The sequence below is a fragment of the Burkholderia sp. RS01 genome (assembly GCF_039748055.1).
Classification (GTDB): Bacteria; Actinomycetota; Actinomycetes; order Actinomycetales; family Micrococcaceae; genus Arthrobacter.
The window spans coordinates 1-22982 of record NZ_JBDLAK010000033.1; the positions used below are offsets into that span (position 1 = coordinate 1).

19 protein-coding genes and 1 pseudogene are annotated in these 22982 nt (G+C 66.7%); 7 read left to right on the plus strand and 13 right to left on the minus strand.

Annotated elements, in window-relative coordinates; genetic code table 11:
* Positions 1 to 38: 38 nt before the first annotated feature.
* From ABFP37_RS21170 to ABFP37_RS21180, 3 genes and pseudogenes are all read right to left on the minus strand, one after another.
* Positions 39 to 770, minus strand: a pseudogene (locus ABFP37_RS21170) (IS3 family transposase); the annotation flags it as partial.
* 622 nt (positions 771 to 1392) lie between these two features.
* A complete protein-coding gene (locus tag ABFP37_RS21175) occupies positions 1393 to 1827 on the minus strand; it encodes a hypothetical protein (RefSeq protein WP_078027610.1) in 435 nt (144 codons plus the stop codon).
* 185 nt (positions 1828 to 2012) lie between these two features.
* Positions 2013 to 2729 (minus strand): GntR family transcriptional regulator, encoded by a 717-nt coding sequence (locus ABFP37_RS21180; RefSeq protein WP_078027609.1) that lies wholly within the window; start codon positions 2727 to 2729, stop codon positions 2013 to 2015.
* 129 nt (positions 2730 to 2858) lie between these two features.
* Between ABFP37_RS21180 and ABFP37_RS21185 the strand changes: the two genes are divergently transcribed.
* The 4 genes from ABFP37_RS21185 to nagA all read left to right on the plus strand — a co-directional run bounded on the left by ABFP37_RS21185 (position 2859) and on the right by nagA (position 7494).
* Positions 2859 to 4262, plus strand: coding sequence for a sugar porter family MFS transporter (locus ABFP37_RS21185; RefSeq protein WP_347034841.1), 1404 nt, complete (start codon positions 2859 to 2861; stop codon positions 4260 to 4262).
* Positions 4262 to 5215, plus strand: coding sequence for a BadF/BadG/BcrA/BcrD ATPase family protein (locus tag ABFP37_RS21190; protein WP_347034867.1), 954 nt, complete (start codon positions 4262 to 4264; stop codon positions 5213 to 5215). The genes ABFP37_RS21185 and ABFP37_RS21190 overlap by 1 nt, the downstream gene beginning before the upstream one ends.
* A gap of 66 nt (positions 5216 to 5281) precedes the next feature.
* The gene (locus ABFP37_RS21195) at positions 5282 to 6358 is read left to right on the plus strand and encodes an SIS domain-containing protein (protein ID WP_347034842.1); all 1077 of its coding nucleotides are present in this window, start codon (positions 5282 to 5284) and stop codon (positions 6356 to 6358) included.
* The gene (gene nagA, locus ABFP37_RS21200) at positions 6355 to 7494 is read left to right on the plus strand and encodes an N-acetylglucosamine-6-phosphate deacetylase (RefSeq protein WP_347034843.1); all 1140 of its coding nucleotides are present in this window, start codon (positions 6355 to 6357) and stop codon (positions 7492 to 7494) included. The genes ABFP37_RS21195 and nagA overlap by 4 nt, the downstream gene beginning before the upstream one ends.
* Before the next feature lie 10 nt (positions 7495 to 7504).
* Here nagA and ABFP37_RS21205 read toward each other — a convergent pair whose 3' ends face one another.
* The 4 genes from ABFP37_RS21205 to ABFP37_RS21220 all read right to left on the minus strand — a co-directional run bounded on the left by ABFP37_RS21205 (position 7505) and on the right by ABFP37_RS21220 (position 11396).
* Entirely contained in the window at positions 7505 to 8092 is a 588-nt protein-coding gene (locus ABFP37_RS21205) for a histidine phosphatase family protein (RefSeq protein ID WP_078027604.1), read from the minus strand.
* A 69-nt stretch (positions 8093 to 8161) separates the two neighbouring features.
* Entirely contained in the window at positions 8162 to 8326 is a 165-nt protein-coding gene (locus tag ABFP37_RS21210) for a hypothetical protein (protein WP_347034844.1), read from the minus strand.
* A 624-nt stretch (positions 8327 to 8950) separates the two neighbouring features.
* Positions 8951 to 10348 carry an MFS transporter gene (locus ABFP37_RS21215; protein WP_347034845.1) on the minus strand — a complete coding sequence of 466 codons (1398 nt, stop codon included), beginning with the start codon at positions 10346 to 10348 and terminating at the stop codon, positions 8951 to 8953.
* A 112-nt stretch (positions 10349 to 10460) separates the two neighbouring features.
* Positions 10461 to 11396 (minus strand): dihydrodipicolinate synthase family protein, encoded by a 936-nt coding sequence (locus ABFP37_RS21220; protein ID WP_347034846.1) that lies wholly within the window; start codon positions 11394 to 11396, stop codon positions 10461 to 10463.
* A gap of 163 nt (positions 11397 to 11559) precedes the next feature.
* Between ABFP37_RS21220 and ABFP37_RS21225 the strand changes: the two genes are divergently transcribed.
* Positions 11560 to 12582 carry a LacI family DNA-binding transcriptional regulator gene (locus ABFP37_RS21225; protein ID WP_347034847.1) on the plus strand — a complete coding sequence of 341 codons (1023 nt, stop codon included), beginning with the start codon at positions 11560 to 11562 and terminating at the stop codon, positions 12580 to 12582.
* Between the two features lie 49 nt (positions 12583 to 12631).
* Here ABFP37_RS21225 and ABFP37_RS21230 read toward each other — a convergent pair whose 3' ends face one another.
* On the minus strand, positions 12632 to 13096 hold the full coding sequence (locus tag ABFP37_RS21230) for an Lrp/AsnC family transcriptional regulator (protein ID WP_056623766.1): 465 nt from the start codon (positions 13094 to 13096) through the stop codon (positions 12632 to 12634).
* Positions 13097 to 13216: 120 nt separating this feature from the next.
* On the opposite strand from ABFP37_RS21230, the gene ABFP37_RS21235 reads away from it, so the two are divergent.
* Positions 13217 to 14191, plus strand: a complete 975-nt coding sequence (locus ABFP37_RS21235) for a DMT family transporter (protein ID WP_347034848.1) — start codon at positions 13217 to 13219, stop codon at positions 14189 to 14191.
* A gap of 30 nt (positions 14192 to 14221) precedes the next feature.
* On the opposite strand, the gene ABFP37_RS21240 is transcribed toward ABFP37_RS21235, so the two are convergent.
* Positions 14222 to 14689: a MarR family transcriptional regulator gene (locus tag ABFP37_RS21240; RefSeq protein ID WP_347034849.1), complete on the minus strand. Its 468-nt coding sequence runs from the start codon at positions 14687 to 14689 to the stop codon at positions 14222 to 14224.
* A gap of 111 nt (positions 14690 to 14800) precedes the next feature.
* Between ABFP37_RS21240 and ABFP37_RS21245 the strand changes: the two genes are divergently transcribed.
* Positions 14801 to 16033 carry an NAD(P)/FAD-dependent oxidoreductase gene (locus ABFP37_RS21245; RefSeq protein ID WP_347034850.1) on the plus strand — a complete coding sequence of 411 codons (1233 nt, stop codon included), beginning with the start codon at positions 14801 to 14803 and terminating at the stop codon, positions 16031 to 16033.
* Positions 16034 to 16296: 263 nt separating this feature from the next.
* Here ABFP37_RS21245 and ABFP37_RS21250 read toward each other — a convergent pair whose 3' ends face one another.
* The 4 genes from ABFP37_RS21250 to ABFP37_RS21265 all read right to left on the minus strand — a co-directional run bounded on the left by ABFP37_RS21250 (position 16297) and on the right by ABFP37_RS21265 (position 22900).
* A complete protein-coding gene (locus tag ABFP37_RS21250; protein ID WP_347034851.1) occupies positions 16297 to 18486 on the minus strand; it encodes a multicopper oxidase domain-containing protein in 2190 nt (729 codons plus the stop codon).
* A gap of 345 nt (positions 18487 to 18831) precedes the next feature.
* Positions 18832 to 20466, minus strand: coding sequence for a hypothetical protein (locus tag ABFP37_RS21255; RefSeq protein ID WP_347034852.1), 1635 nt, complete (start codon positions 20464 to 20466; stop codon positions 18832 to 18834).
* A 47-nt stretch (positions 20467 to 20513) separates the two neighbouring features.
* Entirely contained in the window at positions 20514 to 21989 is a 1476-nt protein-coding gene (locus tag ABFP37_RS21260) for an FGGY family carbohydrate kinase (RefSeq protein WP_347034853.1), read from the minus strand.
* Positions 21986 to 22900, minus strand: coding sequence for a ribokinase (locus ABFP37_RS21265; RefSeq protein WP_347034854.1), 915 nt, complete (start codon positions 22898 to 22900; stop codon positions 21986 to 21988). The genes ABFP37_RS21260 and ABFP37_RS21265 overlap by 4 nt, the downstream gene beginning before the upstream one ends.
* Positions 22901 to 22982 lie beyond the last annotated feature (82 nt).

The following is a 22982-nucleotide window of genomic DNA, read 5'->3' on the forward strand; positions in this document are numbered from 1 at the left end:
CTGTTCATGAAGAACAGGTGTACCAGCAGTGATCCAGATCACAAGGAAGGCCCCGTGGCATGGCGTGTCGCTGACCTGGGGAAACGATCACAATAGCCGGTTAAGAGGGAGTTGGCTTTGCGGGACATCGATTGGACCGCGCCGGCGTTCTGCAGGAGTAGGCGCCAGAGCCTGTGCTGGTATTGGAATCCCTGATCGGAGTGCACGAGTGGTTTCTGCCCGTCCTTCAAGGTGGCTAAAGCCTCGCGCAGCGAGGCATTAGCCAGCTCCAGATTGGGAGAGCTTCCAATGGCGTAGGAGATGATCTGCCGGTCGAAGAGGTCCATGACCGGCGAAAGGTAGAGCTTCTGGTCACCCACGCTGAACTCGGTCACATCGGTAACCCACTTCTTATTCGGGGCATCCGCGTCGAATTGGCGTTTCAGCAGATTCGGCGCAATAACGCCCTGCTCGCCTTGGTAAGAGCTATAGCGCTTTTTCCTCCGGACCTTGCAGACCAGCCGCAGCGAACGCATCAGCTTCAGCACGGTCTTCTTCGCGATCTTCCAGCCTTGCTTGGTCAGCTCGGCGTGGACGCGGCGGTGCCCGTACCGGGCCCGGCTCTTCTCGAAAATTTCTGTGACAGCGGCCTTCAGGGAGGCCCTCGGATCGGGGCCTTGGAGGCGGGACTGGTGGTAGAAGAACGTGGACCGGGGTAATCCCGCGACGTCCAGGAGAATTTCCAAGCGGTGTTCAGCCTTGAGAGCGATGACAGCGCGGACCTTTAGCGCTGTTCCTCGTCCCTCAAGGCGTTTACTTTTCCCAGGAAGGCCACCTCTGCGCGAAGGCGTTCATTCTCTCGGCGCAGTCGCTCTACCTCAGGCTCAGGTTTCCTTGCTGTCCCGGGATTCGTCTTCGGGCGGCCTTTCGGCTTGGGCCGCAGCCCGTCCTCGCCTTCGGTTCGGTATTGTCGCGCCCACTTCTCGAGCAACAGTGGAGAGGACAGCCCAAGGTCTTTCGCCAAGGCGACTTTGGGCTCACCTGCACGGTATCGCTGGACAGCATCAAGTTTGAACTCAAACGAGAACACCGGTCGTGTTGGCTTCGCCACCAGCGTCGTACCTCCGCGCGTCCGCCATCGACCATACAAACGTTTGATGGCACCTCTACCTACTCCGAGTCGGGTCGCTACCGCCCAAGCACCCCAACCCGTTTCAAACAACGCTACCGCGGCCTCGCGCTGCTCCTCGGACAACGAACTTCTTCCATGCATAAAGCTGCTCCCTAAAAGTTAGAACTGATTTCTCAGTCCAACTTTCGGGGAGCAGTTCATTCCCGCCGGACCTTTGCTGTTTGCCGATCTTTTGTGGCCGGGCTTTAGCGCGGTCGGTCTTGTCCTGCGCAAGGCGCCTATTACGCCGTCGGGCCTTCCGCGAAACTGTATAGATCTTCGGCGGACTTCAACGCATAGTGAAAGACCATCCCGCCGGGGCTCTCCTGGCTTCCGATGTATTCGGCCATCACCCACGGCGCCTCGGCCACCGCGCCGGCCCATGCGTGGGCTTCCTCCCAGTGGACGCTTGATGCCCTCCGGTCGGGCTGAAGGTTCATGGCCACCGCCACGCCCACCGCCGTACTCCCGTGACCGGGAAGCCAGCGCGTGAAGCCGACGATCTCCACGGACACGCCGGGAGTGGCCAGGCAGGGCCGGCGGGCCATGGTGGTGGCCGCTGCGTCCAGGCCTCCGGGGCCGATGTCCTGCCAGGCCAGGGCGTGCACCTGGCTGCGGAAGAGATTCAGTTCCGCGCTGCACTGCGTCCGGATCCTGTGAACCAAAGCTGTAATCATGGCCCCCCGATTCAAGGAGGGCGCTGGGCCACCCCGTCGATGCTTGTGGACCCACACAACCACCCGGCTACATACTTCTCAATGCCCGGCGACACCGTCCGACGCTGGGCGCAACATAGGTTAATGTGGCGCCGTGCGGCGTCAGGAACCGCCGGCCGGGCCGGAGTCTTAGGCGGGCCGCACTCCTAGACGTGCATCCGCGCCACGAAGCGGAACCGGTCGCCCCTGAAGACCGATTCCGTCCACTCAACGGCCCGGCCGTCGGGGTCGAGGCCGAGCCGGTGCACCAGCAGCATGGGCGCCCCCATTTCCACGTCCAGCAACCGGACCTCCTCGGGGCCGGCGAGCTTGGTCTCCACCGTATCCTCGACTTCGCTGATGCGGATTCCGTAGTCTTCGCGCAGGGCCGAGTACAGCGATCCCCGGGCCTCCACCTTGCCTGCAAGATCCGGCAGGTCGCCCGCGAGGAACGCCGTTTCGTGGGCGAGGGGTTCGCCGTTGACCAGCCTGATGCGCTCCACCCGGTGCACGCCGGTGCCCGGTTCCACGGCCAGCCGCTTGGCGGTCACGGTATCCGCCGGCACCTCGCTGATGTCCAGGATCCGCGCGGAGGCGGTCATCCCCTGGCTTGCCGCGTCGTCGGTGAACGAGGTGAGCTGGCGGACGTGCGTCACCTTGGGCGGCGCGACGAACGTGCCCCTCCCCTGGGTGCGGTCGAGGCGGCCCTCCGCCACGAGTTCGCCGATCGCCTGCCGCACCGTGGTGCGGGACGTGCCGTATTGCTCGGCGAGCGCCCGCTCCGTCGGAATCAGCGTTCCCGGGACCGCGTCCTCGATGAGGGTGAGGATCTGCTCCTTGAGTACGTAGTACTTGGGCAGCGCGGCAGCGGCGGGGGTCTCCATGGATCCGATATTACCTATTGACAGGAAAATTGGTCTACGCCAAAATAGGAGAAATTGGTTTATACCAATCCTCCGGGGCCCCGCCCCGGACACACTCCCCCACATTTCCCCACGCACAAGGACCCAATGATGTCGTTCCTGCAAGACCTGCGCCAAACTCCCCGTCTCGGGCTTCTGGTCGGCGGCACCGCCGCGACCATCGGAATTATCTACGGCTACGACCTGTCGAATATTGCCGGCGCCCTGCTGTTCATCACCAAGGAATTCCAGCTCTCCACCAGCCAGCAGGAGCTGGTGACCACCGCCGTCGTCATCGGCGAAGTGCTCGGTGCCGTCCTGGGCGGCTGGCTCGCGAACAAGATCGGCCGGAAGGCCTGCATGGTGGGCGTCGCCGGAGCGTATGCCGTCTTCGCGGTGCTCAGTGCCCTCGCGGCCGACGTCCCGATGCTGCTCGTCGCACGCCTCCTGCTCGGCCTCACCATCGGCATTTCGGTGGTTGTGGTGCCCGTCTTTGTGGCGGAATCTGCGCCCCCGAAGGTGCGCGGCGCCCTGCTCGTGGCCTACCAGGTGGCCACCGTCATCGGCATCATCGTCGGGTACCTCGCCGCCTACGCGCTGTCCGCATCCGAGAACTGGCGCCTGATGCTGGGCCTCGCCGCAGTTCCCGCCGTCGCGGTCCTTGCCGTCACGCTCCGCCTCCCGGACACCGCCCGGTGGTACATGATGCGCGGACGCAAGGAAGATGCCCGCCGCACGCTGTCCTCCATTGAACCCGACGCCGACGTGGACGCCGAACTGGTCGACATGCAGCGTGCCATCAGCGAGGAACGCGGCGGAGGCCTGCGGGAGATGCTGCGCTCCCCCTACCTCAAGGCGACCGTCTTCGTCGTCGGCCTCGGCTTCTTCATCCAGATCACGGGCATCAACGCCGTGGTTTACTACAGCCCGCGGATCTTCGAGGCGATGGGCTTCACCGGCAACGCCGCGCTCCTCCTGCTGCCGGCGCTGGTCCAGGCGGCGTCGCTGGTCGCCGTCTTCGTGTCGCTCTCGCTGGTGGACCGGGTGGGACGCCGGCCCATCCTGCTCGGCGGCATCGGCATGATGATCGCCGCCAACGTCATCCTGGTGGGCGTATTCATGGCCGGACGTGACTTCGGCGGCGCCCTGACCGTCATCGGGTTCCTGGGAGTCCTGCTTTTCACTGTCGGCTTCACCTTCGGCTTCGGCGCGCTGGTCTGGGTCTACGCCGGCGAGTCCTTCCCCGCCCGGCTCCGCTCCCTGGGCGCCAGCGCCATGCTGACCTCGGACCTCGTGGCCAACGTGATTGTCGCGGCGTTCTTCCTCACCATGCTGCAGCGCCTGGGCGGCGCCGGCACCTTCGCCGTGTTCGGTGTGCTGGCCATCGCCGGATTCATCTTTGTCCACCGCCTCGCCCCGGAGACCAAGGGCCGGAACCTCGAGGAAATCCGCCACTACTGGGAAAACGGCGCCCGCTGGCCGGAAGCCACCGGCAGCAAGCCGGCGGCCAAGTGATGCGGGTCCTGGGCCTGGATATCGGCGGCTCCAAGACCCACGCCATTCTTACCGACGGCGGCGGCGCCAGCGTCGCCGAGTGCACGGCGGGCAGCGCGAACATCGCCTCCGTCGGGCACGAGGCAGCAGCCTCGGCACTGGACGAGATCGCCGGCCGGCTCGGCGCGGGAAACCGTACCAGCCACGGAATACACGCCGTCTTCGCCGGTGCAGCCGGGGCGGACACGCGCGACGGCCGGGACCGCCTGGCCGCCCTGCTGTCCCGCCGGTTTCCCGGCGCACGGATCCGCGTGGTCCATGACACCCGCATCATCCTCGCCGCCGGAGGGCTCGACGCCGGCACGGTGCTCATCTCCGGCACCGGCTCCGCGGCCTGGGCACGGACCGGCGAAGGCCGCGAGGCGAGGGCAGGCGGCTGGGGATACCTGCTGGGCGACGAGGGCAGCGGTTACGCGGTGGCCCGCAGTGCGGTCCGCAACGCTCTTTCGGAGCACGACGGCGGCCTGCCCGCCGGGCCGCTGACCGCCCAGCTTCTGGAACGGACCGGCACTGCTGAGCCCGCGGACCTGCTGGACCTGTTCTACCGGAACCCGGAGCGCCGGTATTGGGCCGGCCTGGCCGGAGCGGTCTTCGATCTTGCGGCCCGGGGCGACCGGGTCGGCACCGCGATCGTCGACGACGCCGCCCGGTACCTGTCCGGTCTCGCCGCCGCGGTCAGCGAGAGGCTGGGAACCGTCCCCGCCGCGCCCGGACACGCCGGTGCGCCTGTCCTGCTGGCTGGCGGGATGCTGGTCAACCAGCCGGTCCTGGCCGGCCGGGTCAGGGAGCTTCTGGGAGAACGCGGCCTGGCCGACGTGCGGGTGCTGGACCGGGCCCCCGCCTGGGGCGCCGTGAAACTGGCCCTCGACGACGTCGCCGCGCCAGCCCACCAGCACCGCCCCGTCCCGGCCTGAACACCCTGCCCCCTTCTGTTTCCCGCTTCAAAAGCACCCACCCCCAAGCCCCTTTCGAGGAGACACATGACAACGCCGAACACCACCCTTGCCGCAGCCGGCGCCGCCACCCAGCCTCCCGGCGTGCTGATGGCCGCCGAAATCCTCGAGCAGCCAGAGGCCCTCGCCCGGCAGCTCGACCACGGCCGCCCCGAGATCCGCCGCCTGGCCGCCGTCCTTCGGGACGCGGACATCCGGTACGTCCTCCTGGCCGCCAGGGGCACGAGCGACCACGCCGCCCTGTACGCGAAGTACCTCATCGAGACCGTCCTGGGCCTGCCGGCAGGGCTCGCGTCGCCGTCGAGCCTTACCGTGTACCGCGCGGAACCCAAGATGGACGGGGTCCTCTGGCTGGCCGTGAGCCAGTCGGGCGGATCCCCCGACCTGGTGGACTCCACCGCCGCGGCCGCCCGCGGCGGCGCGCTCACCGTTGCGGTGACCAATGCGCCGTCCTCGCCCCTGGCCGGCGCGGCCCGGCACCACCTGGACATTCTGGCCGGCCCGGAGCGTGCCGTGGCCGCCACCAAGAGTTACACCTCCCAGCTGCTGGCGCTCTGGCTGCTCATCGACGCCTGGGCCGGCGGTGCCGGGACCGATGCGCTGGCCCTGCCCGGCCACGCGGCGGATGTTTTGGCCAGACCGGAGATACTGGAGGTGGCAGACCGCTACCGCTACGTGAACCACATCATCACCACCGGGCGCGGATTCTCATATCCCACCGCACGGGAGGCGGCGTTGAAACTGATGGAAACGTCCTATCTGGCCGCTCATGCCTTCTCCGGAGCCGATCTCCTGCACGGACCGTTCGCGATGATCGACGAGGACCGTCCCGTCATCGCGATCGCCTCCCCGGGCGCCGGCGGACGCGCCCTGCAGCCGGTGATGGAGCGCCTGGCGGCGCGCGGGGCCGACGTCTGCCTGGTGGGCGACCCCGCGGCGGCCCGCCCGCAGAACCATGTGGTGCCCCTCCCGGCCGTCAGCGAACGGCTCGCTCCGGTCCTCGAGATACTGCCGCTGCAGCGCCTGGCCCACGCCATGGCAGCGGCCCGCCACCGGGATCCGGACTCGCCCCGGGGCCTGCGCAAGATCACGGAAACCTGGTGAGTCCGACGCTCATCTCGGCCGCCCGGGTGATCACGCCCGAGGCTGTCCTCGAGCCGGGCTGGGTGGAAGTCCGGTCAGGCCGCATCAGCGCCGCGGGCAGCGGGACCCCGCCCCGCGAGCCAGACGCCAGCTATCCGGACGGGACACTGGCCCCCGGCTTCATTGACGCCCACATCCACGGCGGCGGCGGCTTCAGCTTCAATGACGCTGATCCCGCGGCCGCCGCGGTCCGGATCGCCGCAGTGCACCGTGAGCACGGGACCACCACGCTCATGGCGAGCCTCGTCACGGCCTCCCTGGAGCACCTTGAGGCCGCGGTGGCGGCGCTGGCGGACCTGGTGGAAGAGGGCGTGCTGGCGGGAATCCACCTAGAGGGGCCCTGGCTCAGCCCGTACCACCGGGGCGCGCACACCAAGAGCCTGCTGCGGACCCCGGACGCGGCCAGCATCGACCGGCTCATGCTGGCCGGCCGGGGCACGATCAAAATGGTCACCATCGCCCCTGAGCTGGAAGGCGGCCTCGCGGCCATCCGGCAGATCACCGGCTACGGCGCGGTGGCCGCCGTCGGGCATACCGGCGCCGACTATGACCTGGCCCGCCAGGCGATCGCGAGGGGCGCCACTGCCGGGACGCACGTGTTTAACGCGATGCGGTCACTCCACCACCGCGAACCCGGGCCTGCCCTGGCGCTGCTGGAGGACCCGGCAGTTTTCGCCGAGGTGATAGCCGACGGCGTGCACCTGCACCCGTCGCTGGTCCGCTTCATCGCGGGCAGCCCGGCCCGGGCCGTTTTTGTCACGGATGCCATGGCGGCGGCGTGCGCCCACGAGGGAACGTATGATCTCGGCGGGCTCGAGGTCCGGGTGGCCGACGGCGAGGCCCGGCTGGTCAGCAACGGCGCCATCGCCGGCAGCATCCTCACGCTCGATGCCGCAGTGCGGCACGCGGTCCGTCACGCGGGCATCCCGCTCGCCGACGCAGTCCGCGCAGCCACGCAGAATCCGGCGGACATGCTGGGGCTAACCGACGTCGGCCGGATTAGGCAGGGCCTGCGTGCGGATCTGGTGGTTCTCGGCGGGGACCTCGAGGTTGCGGCGGTCATGAAGGCCGGGGAATGGTTCCAGCCCGCCAGTTGAGCCCGCCGGGTCAGACCTCGACGGCGGCCGCTACCCGCTCGCCGTTGAAGTATTCCAGCTCCCAGCCGTCAACAGCATGGTGGTGGGCCAGGTTGAGCACGGCGTTGTCGATGCTCTGCAGGGTGCGGCCGATGGCGAGGCCGAGGCTCACCCGGAGGAGCGTGCCGTGGGCGACGACCAGGACGCGGCGGCCGCGGAACTCCTCGGCCAATGCTTCCAGCGCGGCCAACCCGCGAGAGGCCGCCGCGTCCTCGCTTTCTGCGCCGCGGAAACCGCCATCAGGCGTGCGCAGTGCTTCCAGTTCAGGGCCGGCCTGCAGGCCCTCCGCGGGTCCGAAGCTACGCTCGGCGAGCTCGGGCACGCGCCGGTCAACGCTGAGCCCCAGCCCGGCGGCAATCAGGTTGGCGGTCTCGGCGGCACGGCTCAGCGGCGAGGACACGACGGCGTCCCACTGGTAGTCCTGCAGGACGGCGACGGCGTCGCGGGCCTGGCCGCGGCCGACGTCGTTCAGCGGAATGTCCGTGGATCCCTGCAGCCGGCGCTGCGCGTTCCAGTCTGTCTGGCCATGGCGGACAAGGGCTAGCGTCGTAAAGGTCATGCCTTCCATTGTCCGTTACAGCGGGGAACGGGCCGTCCAGGCGAACGGCACCAGAACCGTGCGGCCGAATCAGGACACGCCGGAGAGAACCCCGTCGATCCGGGAAACCAGGCCCGGCCACCCGTTGCCCATGCCCTCGAAGGCCTGCTGGCCCATGGGAGTGTCGAGCCGAAAGCCCTGGTGTTCAAGGTGCGGGACGGTCCCGTCCTCGGCCGCCTCGAGCCGCCACGTCACGGTGGTGTCTAGCTGGCCCTCGGAGAACAGGAAACTGATCAGCGCGCCGGGTTGGCCAGCGCGTCGACTCGCTGGGTCCAGTAGTGCTCGAAGTGCTTCACCCAGCCGCCGACCTCCGCGAGACCCGCGGCCCGGATGTGGTACGGCCGTTGGCGTCCGCGCCGGGCCGGCCGGACTTTGCGCGCATCAGACGGCGTCGGTCGGGGCGGCGCGGTGATCTACCTCGGCATTGAGCTCGTCGATCCGATCAAGCGCGGCGTTCAGATGCTCGACCATCGCCCACCAGGCTGGATGCTCCTTTCGGATGCTTTCGAGCGTGGCGCCTGTGGATGTGAGCGCGGCGAGATCGAAAGTCAGAACAGCGGATGCCTTGGCCGCTTCGACGGATGCCCGGTGTATTGCGTCCTCACGCTCCGGCCCCGGCACCAGGCGAAACGCGGCCCCGAAAGCCTCAGATGCTGACGCGTCGCCATCCGCCAGCCGAAGAGCGGCCTCCTGTCGAGTGTCGAGTCGTTACCGCTTCAGAATCAGCCATGACACCAAGTGCGCCCCCTGGTTGACCTGCCGCACGATCAGGAGGGCACAGCAGCGGCCCAGCCTCGCCGAGGTCTGGGCCGCTGCCGGTTAGGGCGAGAGCTCTTCGAGGACGCGGCCCTTGGTTTCGATGGCGAAGACGATGGTGATGAGGCCTCCGATGAGGGCGACGGCCGCGAACACGGTGAAGACGTAGCTGACGCCGAAGTTGTCGACGATCCATCCGACGAGGAGCGGTCCGACGGCGGACCCCGCGCGCAGCCATGCACTGCCGAAGCCGGTGCCGATGGCACGGAGCCGGGTCGGGTAGAGCTCGGCGGAGTAGAGGTACAGCGAGAACGAAATTGTCTGCAGAATGGCGTAGGCGACGCTGGCGAACACAACGACCTGCGTCGCTGAGACGGCTCCCAGGGCCGTGAGGATGATGAGGGGAACGGTGGAGGCGAGGAAGGCCACGGAATACCAGCGCTTGCGGCCGACCCGGTCGATGAGCAGGGCACAGAGGATCGAAGCGATCACACCGACCGCCGACGTTACCCAGCCGTAGGCGAGGCTGGTCTGCAGTGGCAGGTTGAAGGTCTGCTTGTACAGTGTGGGCAGCCAGGTGATGAGTCCGTTGTTGACCATGTAGACGCAGATCCACAGGAACCAGATGGTGAAGGTGCGTTTGCGGTAGATGCCTTTGAAGAGTTCGCGCCAATCGGAGCGGGCGGTGGCCTTGGGGTCCACCGGCCGTACTACGGGTTCGGGCAGGGTGGCCCCGGCTTTGAGTGCTTCGTTTTCGAGCATGCTGACGACGGCGTCGGCCTTCTTGACACGTCCCGTGGAGGCGAGCCAGCGGGGCGACTCGGGCATCAGCGCCCGCATGGGGATGGTGAGTACCGCGGGGACGAGACCGACGATGAACATGGCTTTCCAGCCGAAGACCGGCACCAGGAAGTAGCCGGCGATGCCTGCAAACATGAGGCCGACAGGGAAGATCACCTCGTAGAGGAGGAAGAACCGGCCGCGTTTTTTGGCCCCGATGAATTCGTTGATGTAGGCGCTGGCGACGGGCACTTCGCCGCCGGTGCCGATGCCTTGGAGGAAGCGGAAGATGATCATGGCCCATGCGCCCCAGGCGAAGAGGCAGGCGATGTCCATGGTGACGAACAGCAGGATGGTGATGAGCAGGACGGGCAGCCGTCCGATCCTCTCTGCCAGGTGCCCGAAGAAGAGGGAGCCAAAGATCTGGCCGACGTAGCCGGCTGAGAGGATCATTCCGATCTCGCCAGCGCTGAGGTGCCATTCGGCCGCGAGCTGGGGCATCGCGAAGGCGATGGCCAGGACCGTGTAGGCGTCGAAAAAGGTTGCTGACCCGATGATGATGCGGATGAGGGTCAGGCGTCGCGTGACCGGGAGCCGTTCGAGCCTGGCTACGAGCTGCGCGTTGATTCTGGCGGCGTCCGGGCCGCTGGGGATGGTTGCGGTGCTGTTCGGCTCGCGCATTGCGAGTCCTCCTTCTCCAGCTGCGGTGCTGGGGTCCTCATTGACCAAGAGTGGAGTGAAAGTTTTGGAAAGGATGGCGGGCGGACGGCCCGCCATCCTTTGGATCCGGGGATCAGACGGGAACTGTGACGCTGCCCAGGCTGGCGGATTTCAGGGCCAGGGCGATTTCATCGCCGGCGCCTTCGGCCAGGGGAAGCAGCGGAGGCCGGACGGTAGCGTGCTCGAGGATGCCGCGGGCAACGAGGCCTTCCTTGAGGGCGACTGTGCCTTCCATGTGCGACCCGCGGTGATAGACGTTCTTGGTCACCGGCAGGAGCCGGTCGTGGATGGCGCGGGCCGCGGCGTAGTCCTTGGCCTTGCCGGCGGCGATGAGCTCCACGAGCGGTTCGGGGGCGAGTCCGCCGTATCCGACCAGTGCGCCGTCGACGTCGAACATGGTGTGCAGCAGGTACTCGTCGTGGCAGGTCAGGATCTGCAGGTCAGGATAGGTGGCCCGCAGGACGGGGATTTCAGTGTCCCAGCGCTTCATGTTCCGCACACCGTTCTTGGTGGCGAACACGCCTTCCTGGCCCGCGATCTCGAGCTGGGTTTCCAGGTCGTAGGTGGCCTTGGTGGCGTCCGGGTACTGGAAGAGGATCAGCGGCAGGCCGGAAGTTTCGTAGATTTCCTTATAGCGGGTCTGCGGGGCGCCCTGCTGGTAACCGAAACGGAGCCAGCCATGGGACGGATAGACCAGGCCGGCCTCGGCGCCGGCCTCGACCGCGCGCTTGGCTTCCAGGGCAGCGACCGTGTTCCCCTCCCCGGTGATGCCGGCAATGATCGGGATCTCGCCGTTGACAGCGTTCTTGAACTCACGGATGACGAGTGCCTGCTCGTCCTGGGTCAGGAAGGTCCCTTCGCCGGCGTGGCCCAGGACCACTAGGCCTTTGACGCCTTCGACGCTGGCCAGCCAGCCGCCGAGCCGGTGGATGGCGTCGACGTCGACGCTGCCGTCCCGGTTGAACGGCGTTACAGGTGCGGGAACAAGTCCGCGGAGATCGATGGTCATGAGAGCTTCCTCTGTCTTCTTGATCGTAGTCCCGCTAGAATGTGAGAACGTTTGCGGGAACGTTTTCATTGTGGAGTGTGGCTCACCTCACTGTCAAGGGGCACGTTCCGAACAAGGAGGAAATAGAGTGTCTTCTAGGACGATCCCGAACAGGAGTACTCGCATGGAACCGGCTGCACCAGGCCCAAGTGTCACACTGCGGGATGTTGCAGCCGCCAGCGGGGTGAGCCTTTCCACGGCCAGCCGCGCCCTGGACGAACGCGGCACCCAATCCCGCTCGGCCGCGGCCCAGCACGTCAGGAAGGTGGCATCGGACCTCGGATACCGCCGAAACTCGTTCGCCTCGAGCCTGCGCCGCGGGGAAACCCGGACCCTGGGAGTGCTCGTGCCGCGCCTCAGCGACACGGTGATGGCCCTCATGTTCGAGGAGCTCGAGCGCGCAGCAGCGGACCGCGGCTACTTCGCCATGGTCGCCACCAGCGGGGACGACCCGGAAGAGGAGCGCCGGGCCGCAGAAACCCTGCTGGACCGCAACGTGGACGGGCTCATCCTCGCCACGGCCCGGCTCGACGACGCGCTTCCCCGCCGTCTTCGTGAGCGGGGCGTCGCGCATGCTTTGGTGCTCCGCACCGACGGTGTGAGCCCCTCCGCCGTCGGAGACGACGACGTCGGCGGCTACCTTGCCGTCCGGCACCTTATCGACCTGGGCCACCGCGAGATCGCCGTCGTCACCGGCCCGTCCTTCACTTCCAGCGCGGTCGGCCGGCTAGCCGGCGCCCGCAGAGCCTTGGACGAAGCAGGCATCAATCCGCCCGAAGAATGGCTGATCGCCGCCGGCTACGGAATCGAAAACGGACTCTCCGCCGGCGAGTCGCTCCTGGGCGGGAGCGCCGGAAAACGGCCCACCGCCGTTTTCGCCGCCAACGACAACATCGCAATGGGCATCATCGCCGCGGCCCAACGCTCCCACATCACCGTCGGACAGGATCTGGCATTGGTCGGATACAACGACACCCCCCTCGCGGCCAGGCTTCCCATTCCTTTGTCATCGGTGCGTGTCCCGCTGAGCCAGATCGCAAGCACGGCCATCGATTTGCTCGTCAACCCCGGCAAAGAGCCGACCATCCGGAAATCAGTACCAACACTCATCCCCCGCGAGTCCAGCGGCCCCCCAAGACAGGCGTGAGCTGAACCATCAACCGCGCCCGCCGGTTATGCCGGGCACGGGCCTTCGATCAAGGGATCGGAAGCGGCGACAGCGGTTTTGTGACGGCGAAGGCGAACGTCGTCTTGATCGATGCGAGCGACGGAATGGCGCGGAGGTCCTTGCGCAGGAGCTCCTCGTAGGTGGCGAACGAATCGACGACGATCTTGACGAGATAGTCGTCATCACCGGCGAGCAGGTAGGCCTCGACCACTTCCGGGACCGAGCGGAGCTTCGCCTCGACCGCGTCTACGACCTGCGGGGTGTGCGATAGGAGCGTCAGCCGGGCAAAGGCCGTGATGGCAAGCCCGACCGCGCCCTGCGACACAACGGCGGTGTAGCCCGCAATGACTCCGCTGTCCTGCAGATGCCGCACGCGGCGAAGGCACGGCGATGGCGATAGGCCCACGCGGTCCGCCAATTCCTGGTTCGTCAGCCGGCCGTCCTGCTGCAGCTCAAGCAGGATATGCCGGTCAATGTCATCGATGGTCACCATTGGCAGATTCTACTACTGGAAGGCAATTTCTCAGCAGAAATGGCAATCGCCTGCCTGACTCATTTCCCTAACATTGCTCACATAGACGGAGATTGAAGGGAGTTGCCGGTGAACAGCCAGGTGCATACGAGGCTGATGGGCGCAGGCGCTCTCGCCGCCACGATTGTTCTTTGGTCCTCATTTGCGCTGTCGGCCAAGGGAATCGGCGCATCAAGCCTGACCACGGTCGATGTCGCGCTTATCCGCTTCCTGACGCCGGCGGTGCTCCTCATTCCGTGGATCCCACCCACGGTGCGCGCACTTCGGCGGGAGCAGCCAGACGCACTCCTCCTGCTCCTCGTCGGCGGATTGCCGCACTTCCTGCTCTTTGCACTCGGGGCGCGCCTGACCACAGCGGGCCTGACTGGCCTGCTCGTGCCCGGCACGGTACCCCTGTTCGTCACCGCGGCCGCCTTTCTCGCCTGGCGCAGCCGTATCCCCGGGCGGCAGCTGCTCGCCCTCGGCGCGATCGTCACGGGTGTCGCGGCGAGCGCGCTCCAGGCAACGACGGCGACGACGCTCGCCGGCATCGGCGTGCTGCTCGCCGGCGGGCTGGCCTGGGCCCTGCTCACGGTCGGCCTCCGGCGCACGCAACTGGACCCTGTTGGCGTCGTCGTTCTTATCTGCGCGCCCTCGGCGCTGGCCGCCGCCGGCCTCGCCATCTCCGGCCTCATGCCATCGAGTCTGGCGGACGGCACGGCAAAACTGCCCGACGTGCTGATGTTCACCGCGCTTCAGGGCGTCGGGACAGGGCTGCTGTCCACACTCTGCTACGCCTACGCCGTGCGCGCACTCGGCAGCAGTATTTCCGCCGCCACCGGCGCCATGAGCCCGGTCCTGACGGCAGTGGTCGCGGTCCCGCTCTTTGGCGAGCACATCACCCCGGCCCTTGCCGTCGCCTTGACCCTCATCGTTGTCGGCGTCATCACCTTCAACCTCAAGCCAACGCGCGCCAGAGGGAACGCCACGTGCGGGCAGCCGCAGCGCACCGGCGCGGCGCCCGGCCCGCCCCATCCCGCGCACGATCGGGATGGCCAGCCCGCGGATGTGGGCTAGGCAGCCAAGGTCACGCCAGGCCGTCCCGGCCTACGGTGGCGTGGCCAGCCGGCCCGCGGCCTCCTGCTGGATCCGGGCGGACCGGGTGGAATAGTCGGCAATCGTGCGCAGCTGATCGTCGCTGTAACCCTCCAGGAGTGCCGCCAGCCCGCCCATGAAGTCCGCAAAGTAGGGTGCCGCCGCGGCTGCCTGGTCGCCCACGAGCTCGATCAGGACCTTGCGCCTGTCGTCCGTGTGCCGGACCCGGCGGGCGACGCCCTTGCTCTCCAGCCGCCGCATCAATCCGGTCACTGACGCAGGCGCGAGCCCGGAATGTTCACCGAACTCGCCGGCCGTCATGGGCCCGAAGCGCATGAGGATGTCGATCGCCTTGCCTTCCGTCGCGGAGAGCCCGCGCAGCTCGGACAGTGCCGTGTGGAACATGACGGCCGCCGTCGACAGTTCCCGGCCCGACTCGTACACCGCGGCCACCAGGGCTTCTCGCTGATCGGTTTGCATGTTCCGAGGCTAGCAAAAGTATTTCGTTTGACCGAAGGGATTGACCGCCGGCACCGCCTGAAATTATATTTCTTTCATCCGAACGAAATAATATCCTGATGGGACGTCGCCATGTTGAACTGCCTGATCATCGGCTCCGGGATTTCCGGGCTGTCTACCGCCCTTGCCCTCCGGAAGGCCGGTCATGCGGCCACGGTCTATGAGGCTTACCCCGAACCGTCCGACGGCGTGGGCGGCTTCCTGACCCTCGCCGTCAACGGCTTCGACGCCCTGGAAACACTTGGCCTCAAGAATGCCGCCCGCCGCCTGGGCTTCAGCACGCCACGCATGTCGATGTATCTGGGCAGCACCGGGAGGCACCTTGCCGACTTCAACTACGGCGGCACACTGCCGGACGGAACCACAGCCCGCACCATGACCCGCTCGGAGCTCTACGCCCTGCTCCGCAACGAGGCCGTCGAGCGCGGCGCCCGCATCGAGTACGGCAAGCGCCTGCAGGCCGTTGAGGAAGGGTCCGATGGCGTGACCGCCCGTTTCGACGACGACACCATCGCTTCCGGCCACCTCCTGATAGGCGCCGACGGACTGCGGTCCGCCGTACGCCCGCTCATTGCGCCTTCATCCCCGCAGCCCAGGAGCATCCCGCTGCTCAACACCGGCGGGATTGTTCCGGCGGGCCGCGGACCCGCACTGGACGTTGAGTCCGGCCGGATGAAAATGGTCTTCGGCAAGCGCTGTTTCTACTGCTACATGCCGGACCCGGACGGTAGGATCTGGTGGTTCGCCAATCCGCTGCAGCGGTCTTCCGGCAATGCTGCCGAGCTGGATGCTCCCGCACTCAAGAACTGGCTGACGGGTCTCGTGTCCGGGGACCGTACACCGATGGCCGCGATTATTGAAGCCACCTACGGCATCATCACCCCGTACATGACCTATGACTTCCCCACCATTCCGAGTTGGCATCGCGGCCGAATGGTCCTGGTCGGCGATGCCGCCCACGCGGCCTCGCCGTCGTCGGGGCAGGGCGCCTCCATGGCCATCGAGGACGCCGTCACGCTGGGCGGCGGCCTCCTCGGCGTCGGGGCGGAAGGCATTACCCCGGCCTTGGCACACTACGAATCGGAGCGCCGCGGCCGGGCAGAAGCGGTGGTGGAATGGGGGCGCCGGAATGCGGCGCCGAAGATCAGGGGCCAGTTCCAGCGGGTCTTCCAGGACCTGGCCCTCAGGGCGGTCTTCCGCTCGCTGTCACGCGGCACGGCCGGCGACTTCGACTGGGTATGCGGCCACCACATTCCATGGGGCCCGGCCCGGGGCGAAGCGGTCAACAGCGAGGTGGCCGCATAGCCCAGCTGATTCATGGGCGCCTGCCGCCGGCCGGGATGATACTTCCCGTGAGGAGAGGCTATTGCTTTCCGTATTTGCGGTGGACGGCCTGCTTACTGACCCCCAGGCACAGTGCAATCGCCTCCCAGGACAGGCCCGCCTGCCGGGCCTTGCGGACCAGGGATGCCTCGGCGCGCCCGACTTCCTTGTGCGAGGTGCCGTCAGGCTATGAAACGGCCGGGGCAAAGAGGCTTAGCGACATATGCCCCGCGGGGCGGCGTCCGTCACGGCGTGACCTTCCAGGCGAACATCATGGCGTGGTCCTCGTGCGCCAGGTTGTGGCAATGCCCCACATACGGCCCCGTGAAGTCCCTGAATCCCCGGTAGACAATCACCGACTCGCCGGGATCGAGCGCTGCGGTGTCTTCCCTCGAGGCGTCATCGGGGTGCCCCGGATCCACCGTGCGGGTCACGTCCTTGCCGTTGCGCATGACGGTCCGGTGCTCCTCCTGGTGCAGATGCACGGGGTGCACCCAGCCGCCGCCGCCGTTGCGGAGCTCCCAGAGGTTGAAGCTGCCCTTCTTTTGCTGGGCCAGGGGTGTGCGGCCGGCAGGGTTTTTCAGGCTTGCCAGCACGTTCGCCGGGTCGAAGGGTTTGCCGTTGATGAGCCATTCGAGCTCCCCGCCCGCGCTCCCGCGCTGCACCTCGAAGATCAGGCGGTTGTCCAACAAGTTCTGCCAGTTGCCTGGCAGCGGCGGAAGCGGACGCAGGGCCGCCGGGATTTGGCTGTCGTCAGGAGCGTTGTCGCCAATCACGATCTTCAGGACCGGCACCTTGTACTTCGGGTCGGGTGAGAACCGGGACGAGTTGGCCCAGATCCGGCCGTTGGGCATCTTCATGACGTTCGTCAGGTAGATGACGTCGCCCTTGGTGGTGGGCGTGCCGTCCTGGTACCGCGTGAAATCAACGATCACCTCGCGGCGCTTGGCCGGCCACAGCTCAAAGGAATCCCGCTTGATGGGGAATGGCAGGAGCCCGCCGTCCGTGGCAATCTGGGTGAACTGCATGCACTGCTGGCCGTCCTCGATGCGGTACTGGCCCTGGAGTTCGTCGCCGTTGTAGCCGAGGGAAACGGCGGTCTTGGGTCCCCTGGTTGAGGTCATCAGCTTGAACTCATAGATCCGGGCTACGGAGGCGTCCAGAAACCGGAAGCGGTACTTGCGCCGCTTCACCGTCAGCACCGGGGAGGCCGTGCCGTTCACAGTGAAAACGTCGCCCACAAATCCGTGGTTGGGGAAGTGCTTGTAGAACGTCTTGCCCCACCACTCCGGATGCTTGGCCGGGTTCTTGGCGGCCGGGAACTCGCCCAGCCCGTCGTGGACATCCTCATGCGTGGTCACGCCGTCGTCGAACCGGAAGTCGGTGAAGGCCAGCGGGATATCGTATTTGACGTCGAAGGATCCGTCCGGGTTGTTCATGCGGACCCCCGGCAGACGCAGCCCCCGCCGCTCGTCACCCATGTCCGTGCCGTTCTTCGGGTCATAGATCGGGTACAGGCCCACCATGCCCTTGTACACATTCGAGCCGGTGTGGTTCATCGTGTGGTCGTGGAACCAGAAGAAGCTCTGCTTCTCACGGTCATCGTTGCCGGCGGGCCGGTTCAGGTACAGGTTGTCGACAGACGTCCGCGGCCTGAAGCCCGGGTGCCTCGGCCCTGCCACCATCGAATAGTGCGGGTTACCGTCGCTCTCCGGTGCCGAGTGGCCGTTGTGCAGGTGGGTCAGGAAGGAAAAGTCCGGGGAGCCGAAGTCCTGGCGGTCCAGGTTCAGCGGGTTCTCGTCAAGGTGGTTCTCGAACCGGACCAGGACCGGCCTGCCGTACTCGGCGTTGATCATCGGCCCAAGGAAGGTGCCGTTGAACGCGTAGATCGTGCTCGGAGGCAGGGTCCGCTTCGTGCCGGCGGCGAATTTCCTGCCGGAAGCATCGAACGAGACAGCCGGCCTGCCGTTCGAGTCGATCGGCAGCACCTGCGACGTAGTGAACGAGTGGGTCCGCAGAAGCAGGTTGATCTTGTAGACGATCGGGTCTGGCAGGCCGACCTGGCTCGTCCAGACCTGGTGCCGTTCGTTGCGCAGCGAGTTCTGCTGGCCCGGTCCGGGTCCCGGCGGATTCCGCCAGGCGCTGAAGACGGATTTCGGCACCGGTGCCAGCGCCTTCGGGATGCGCAGCGGGTCGCTGAACGGCGAGATGATCAGCGGGCTCGTGGGGAAGTTTTCAATGTAGAACAACCCGTCACCAAGCGCCGTCGACGCGGCGGCGAAAGCGCCGTCCGGTGAGAGCAGCCCCCGCTGAGCCAGCAGCGGAGCGGCCCAGGCCTGCGCCGCCACGAGTGCGGCGCCGGCGCCCCCGGCCGCGCCCAGGCGCAGTATCGTGCGCCGCGCGATCCCGCTTGTGTCTGCAGATTCCTCGGACATGGTCTGCGCCTCCTCGGCGTGGGGCGCAGGCCAACGCAGCTGCACCGATCGTCACCCTCATGCGGTTCCGAGACCCGACTCCTGACCACGAGACCTCCTCGTCCCGCGGGTAACTCTTCTGCGCGATTCCCCCAGGCGACAACTGTGGGTTGCGAACCCTGCGAAAAAGCTGGCACCCAAACGCTGCAGACCCTCCAAATTGGCGGTGAACGTCCGTGGCACGAGGCACGGCCAAATCGGTGTTGATAGACCCCCGCATCGACGGTTCCGGCGACGGTCCCGCACCTTGCCAGATGTGCCCAGCCGCCGGAACCCACCCCGGTCATGTTTGTCGCTGTGATTACCTCAGAGCGAAACGTTGCCGCACAGGTGGACCTTCACGCCCAGTTCCTCGAAGAAGGCAGCCTTTGCGGTCAGCGCTTTGTCAGCCGTCTCGGCGTCCGGAGCGTAGACCACCTGCGCGTGGTTGGCCTTGTGCCGGGCCATCAGTTGGTCGCGACTCACGCCGTTCAGCACCGCATGCATGATGGGCCACTGCGGATCGGTTGCGTTGAGGCGACGCTGCGTTTCCTCCGCCGGGAGCTGGACCACATGGCCCCGCCCAAGGTCCAGGTGCAGTTCGCCGTCCATGATGAACACCCGTGACCAGACGATCTCCCCAGGCTTCGAGACACCAGACAGCGTGCCGCCACCCTTCGGGAAGAACATAGCTGGCTGGCGCATCGAGTACGACTTGTCGTAGCCGCCGTTATGGGACGCCGGCACTGATCCGGAGATCTCAAACACCCAGACGAATTCGCCGTCGTACTCCTCGCCCCAACGAACGTCGTGCAGTGTGTTGGCCGGGTCAAGGCCCATTGCTGTCCAGATCCGGTTGGTCACCAGCGCGTCGACAGCCACGCCCTCGTCCACCTCGTTGAAGTGCGGCAGTGCGCGGCCCTCGAAGAGTTCGCGGGACCCGTCACGGGAAAACACGGGCGGGCGCTGAACGTTGTTCAGGAGACCCTCGGCGAGGTCCGACGCCGGCACCAGGTCCTTGAGTCCCTGCTGGTACTGGATTCCGATGGCGTCCGCCCCGAAGTCGTCGGCGAGTCGGACAGCAGCGATGTACATCTTGAACTGGCTCCGGACCTGCGCCGGGGTCAGTTCGGTGGCCTCGTCGGTGCCGAAATGGAAGGTGAATCCTGCGTCGTCGAGCCACTTTTTGACTGTTTCGGCCTCGTCGTCGCCGACCTGGTTCATTTCGGCGAACAGCGCGCTTTGCGAAAGGCGTTCCTTGTAGATGCCCAGCGGGTTGAGCATCTCGTCGTCGATGATGGCGTTGTACATGCCCATGCATCCTTCGTCGAAGATGCCGATGATGGCCTTCTGCTCCTTCAACTGCCTGGCCAGCGCCCGGCCCAGACGAGTCTCCTCCGTGTCGCGCAGCGAAGGGAGGTCCCGGACGTGGGACTCGTCGTGCACGATGCGGCCACTCGCCAGCCACTCCTTGAGGTTGCCCAAGGCCCAGTCGTCGGTGAAGTCTTCGCTCCAGAGCGCGGAGTACTCCACCCCTGCCTTGGTCAGCGATCCCGTCAGGTTGAGGAGCCCGACGAGACCCGGGAACTGTCCGGACCAGTTCGCGACGATCAGGATGGGGCCCTGGTGGCTCCGGAGCCCTGCAAGGACGTGGTGCGAGTACTGCCACACCGCTTCCACCACCACAATCGGAGCCGTGGGCGGGATGTTCCTGAAAACGTCCATGCCCATCCGCTGGCTGTCGATGAGGCCGTGCCCGGTGGCGGGGTTGACCCCGTGGGCCCGTTCCACCTGGAAGCCAAGGCTTTCGACGGCGGCGGAAAAGTCCTGCTCGAGCTGCTGCTGGGCGGCCCAGCAGCTGGTGTTGGCGCTGAGCCTCAGGTCCCCGCTGGCGAGCGTGTAAACAGTCCGGTCGGCGGCTTGGGGCAGCGTGAGGGCTTCCGGGAAGGCGTAACTGGTCATGGGGTAGTACCTTTCGTTGAATATGGCGCCGGTTTCAGGCGGGCAGGTCAGCCTTGCCCTGCAAGCCTGTGGACGATGTTCTTCGTGGCGGGATACAGCTCGAGGTACAGCTCATAGAGCTCGCTGTACCGGGTGTGGGTGTCCGCGTCCGGTTCGATGATGCCGGCCGGCGGATTCCAGTTAGCGATGTCCGCCGGGCCCATCGCGCCGGCGGCCAGGAAGGCGGCACCGAAGCTGGCGCCGACCGTCACGCTGGGGATGACCTGCGGAAGTCCGGTGACGTCGGAGACTATCTGTGTCCAGAGCCCTCCCTGCGTCCCGCCGCCTACGGCCACGATCCGCCGTATGTCGCCCCCTGCGGCCTCGATGGCATCGACGTTGTGCCGCACGCCGAACGCGGTGGCTTCCAATGCGGCCCGGTAGAGGTCTCCCCGCCCATGATCTGTCCTCAGCCCCGCAATCACGCCCCGTGCATAGGGGTCGGCAATGGGAGTGCGTTCACCGGCAAAGTAGGGAAGCATCAGCAGTCCGCGTGCGCCGGTGCCGGACCCCGCGGCCAGCTCCAGGAGTTCGGCGTAGTCCGCGTCTCCGCACAGTTGCCGGAGCCAGCTGGTGATTGCCCCGGAGGTTGCCATGCCCCCAGCGAGGTTCCGCGTTCCCTTGAAGGCGCCGACGGTCCCCCACAGGCCCTCGCAGCTGACCGCCGAGGCCACGGTATTGATGAGGAACATGGTGGTGCCGTACATGAGCATGAGGTCCCCGACGCCCTGGGCGCCCACGCTGACGGCCTCAGTCCAGGCGTCGATGGTCCCGGTGATCACGGGGATGCCTTCGGGAAGTCCCGATTCCGCCGCCGCCCCGGCCGTGATGTGGCCGGCAATGTCGGAGGGCCAGAGCAGTTCCGGCAGCTCGAGGTCCGGGGCCACAATCGCCGAGAAGGGCGCGTACCATTCCTGCGCCTGCGTGTCATAAAGCGGAGTCGACTGGCTGGCGGAATGGTGGTCCAGAACATAGGCCCCCGTGAGCCTGTGCGCCAGCCACGACGCCGGCATATAGAGCCGGCGTGCCCGCGCGAACACCTCGGGTTCGTTGTCGGCCAGCCAGCGCAGCTTAGGGCCGACAGCCTGGGTGGACAGTGCGGACCCGCAGCGTTTGAGCAATTCCGCCGTTCCGCCGCATTCGGCGGTGAGCTGCTCGATCTGGGCTGTGGCCCGGACATCGATGCCGTAGAGGATCGCGTTCCGCAGCGGCGTGTCGTTCCCGTCCGTGACCAGGACGCAGGGTCCCATTCCGCTGACCCCCGCGGCGACGACGTCGACATCGCCCTCGGCGAGAAGCTCGTGCGCCATGTCGGTCAGCTCGTCCCACCACATTCCGGCGTCCATTTCGGCCCTGCCCGGTTCAGGCACCAGGACGCTGTGCTGCCTGCTCGCACTCCGGATCACCCGCCCGTCCAGCGTGGTGAGAATGGCCTTCGAGCTGCCGGTGCCGATATCAATGCCGAAAACAGCCTTTGTCTTCACTTTGCGTCCTCCGGGAACCCGTTGATCTCCTGCCACGTGGGCATGGACGACGACGCGCCCCTTCGCTGGCAGGCCAGCGCAGCAGCCGCGGAGGCCAGCTGCAGCCCCGCCGCCGTCGGCTGTCCGTCAGCGAGCCCGACGGCGGCGAGGACGCCCACGAAAGTGTCCCCTGCCGCGGTGGTATCCACGGCGTCCACGGCTACTGCCGGGACATGGTGCCGGATGTCCTCTCCGACCCAGAGCGCACCCTTGTCTCCCAGCGTGACCACCACTGATTTCGCGTACCGCGCCAGGATCCCGGCAGCCTCCAAGGGACCTGCCGCCTCATCGCCAAGCTGGGCACAGAGCTCCAGCGCCTCGTGTTCATTGGGCACCAGGACATCAACAAGGCTGAGGATCCTGCGGTTCGGCGGCCGGACGGGGGCGGGCGTCAGAACGACGGCGACGCCGTGTGCGGCCGCGTACTCAGCTGCCTCCTCAACAATGGACAGCGGCAATTCCTGCTGGAGGAGCAGCACGTCGGACGTTCGTATGGCCTCCTGCTGGGGACTCGTCAAGGACGTCATGAGCCCGTTTGCGCCGGGAATGACGATGATGGAGTTCCGGGCAGCACCATCCACCACGATGTGGGCGACGCCGGTGCTTCCCGGGTGGTGGGTGATGCCGCCCGTTGGCACTCCGAGGCCGGCGAGCGCGGCCAGCACTTCGGCGGCAAAGGCGTCCGATCCGACGGCTCCGAGCAACGAAACCCCGGCGCCGGCCTTGGCGGCAGCGACCGCCTGGTTCAGCCCTTTGCCTCCCGGGACGGTGAAGAACTCATCTCCGGTCACAGTTTCACCAGGCAGCGGCCTGCGCTTTGTCACCGCCACAAGATCCATGTTGATGCTGCCAACTACTGCAATACGCGTCACTGCGTCTGTCCTTTCGCCGAGGGGAAACCGCTCGCCCCGTCGAAACGCCAGCGTTCGTTAACCGTTAACGAAACTGTAAGGC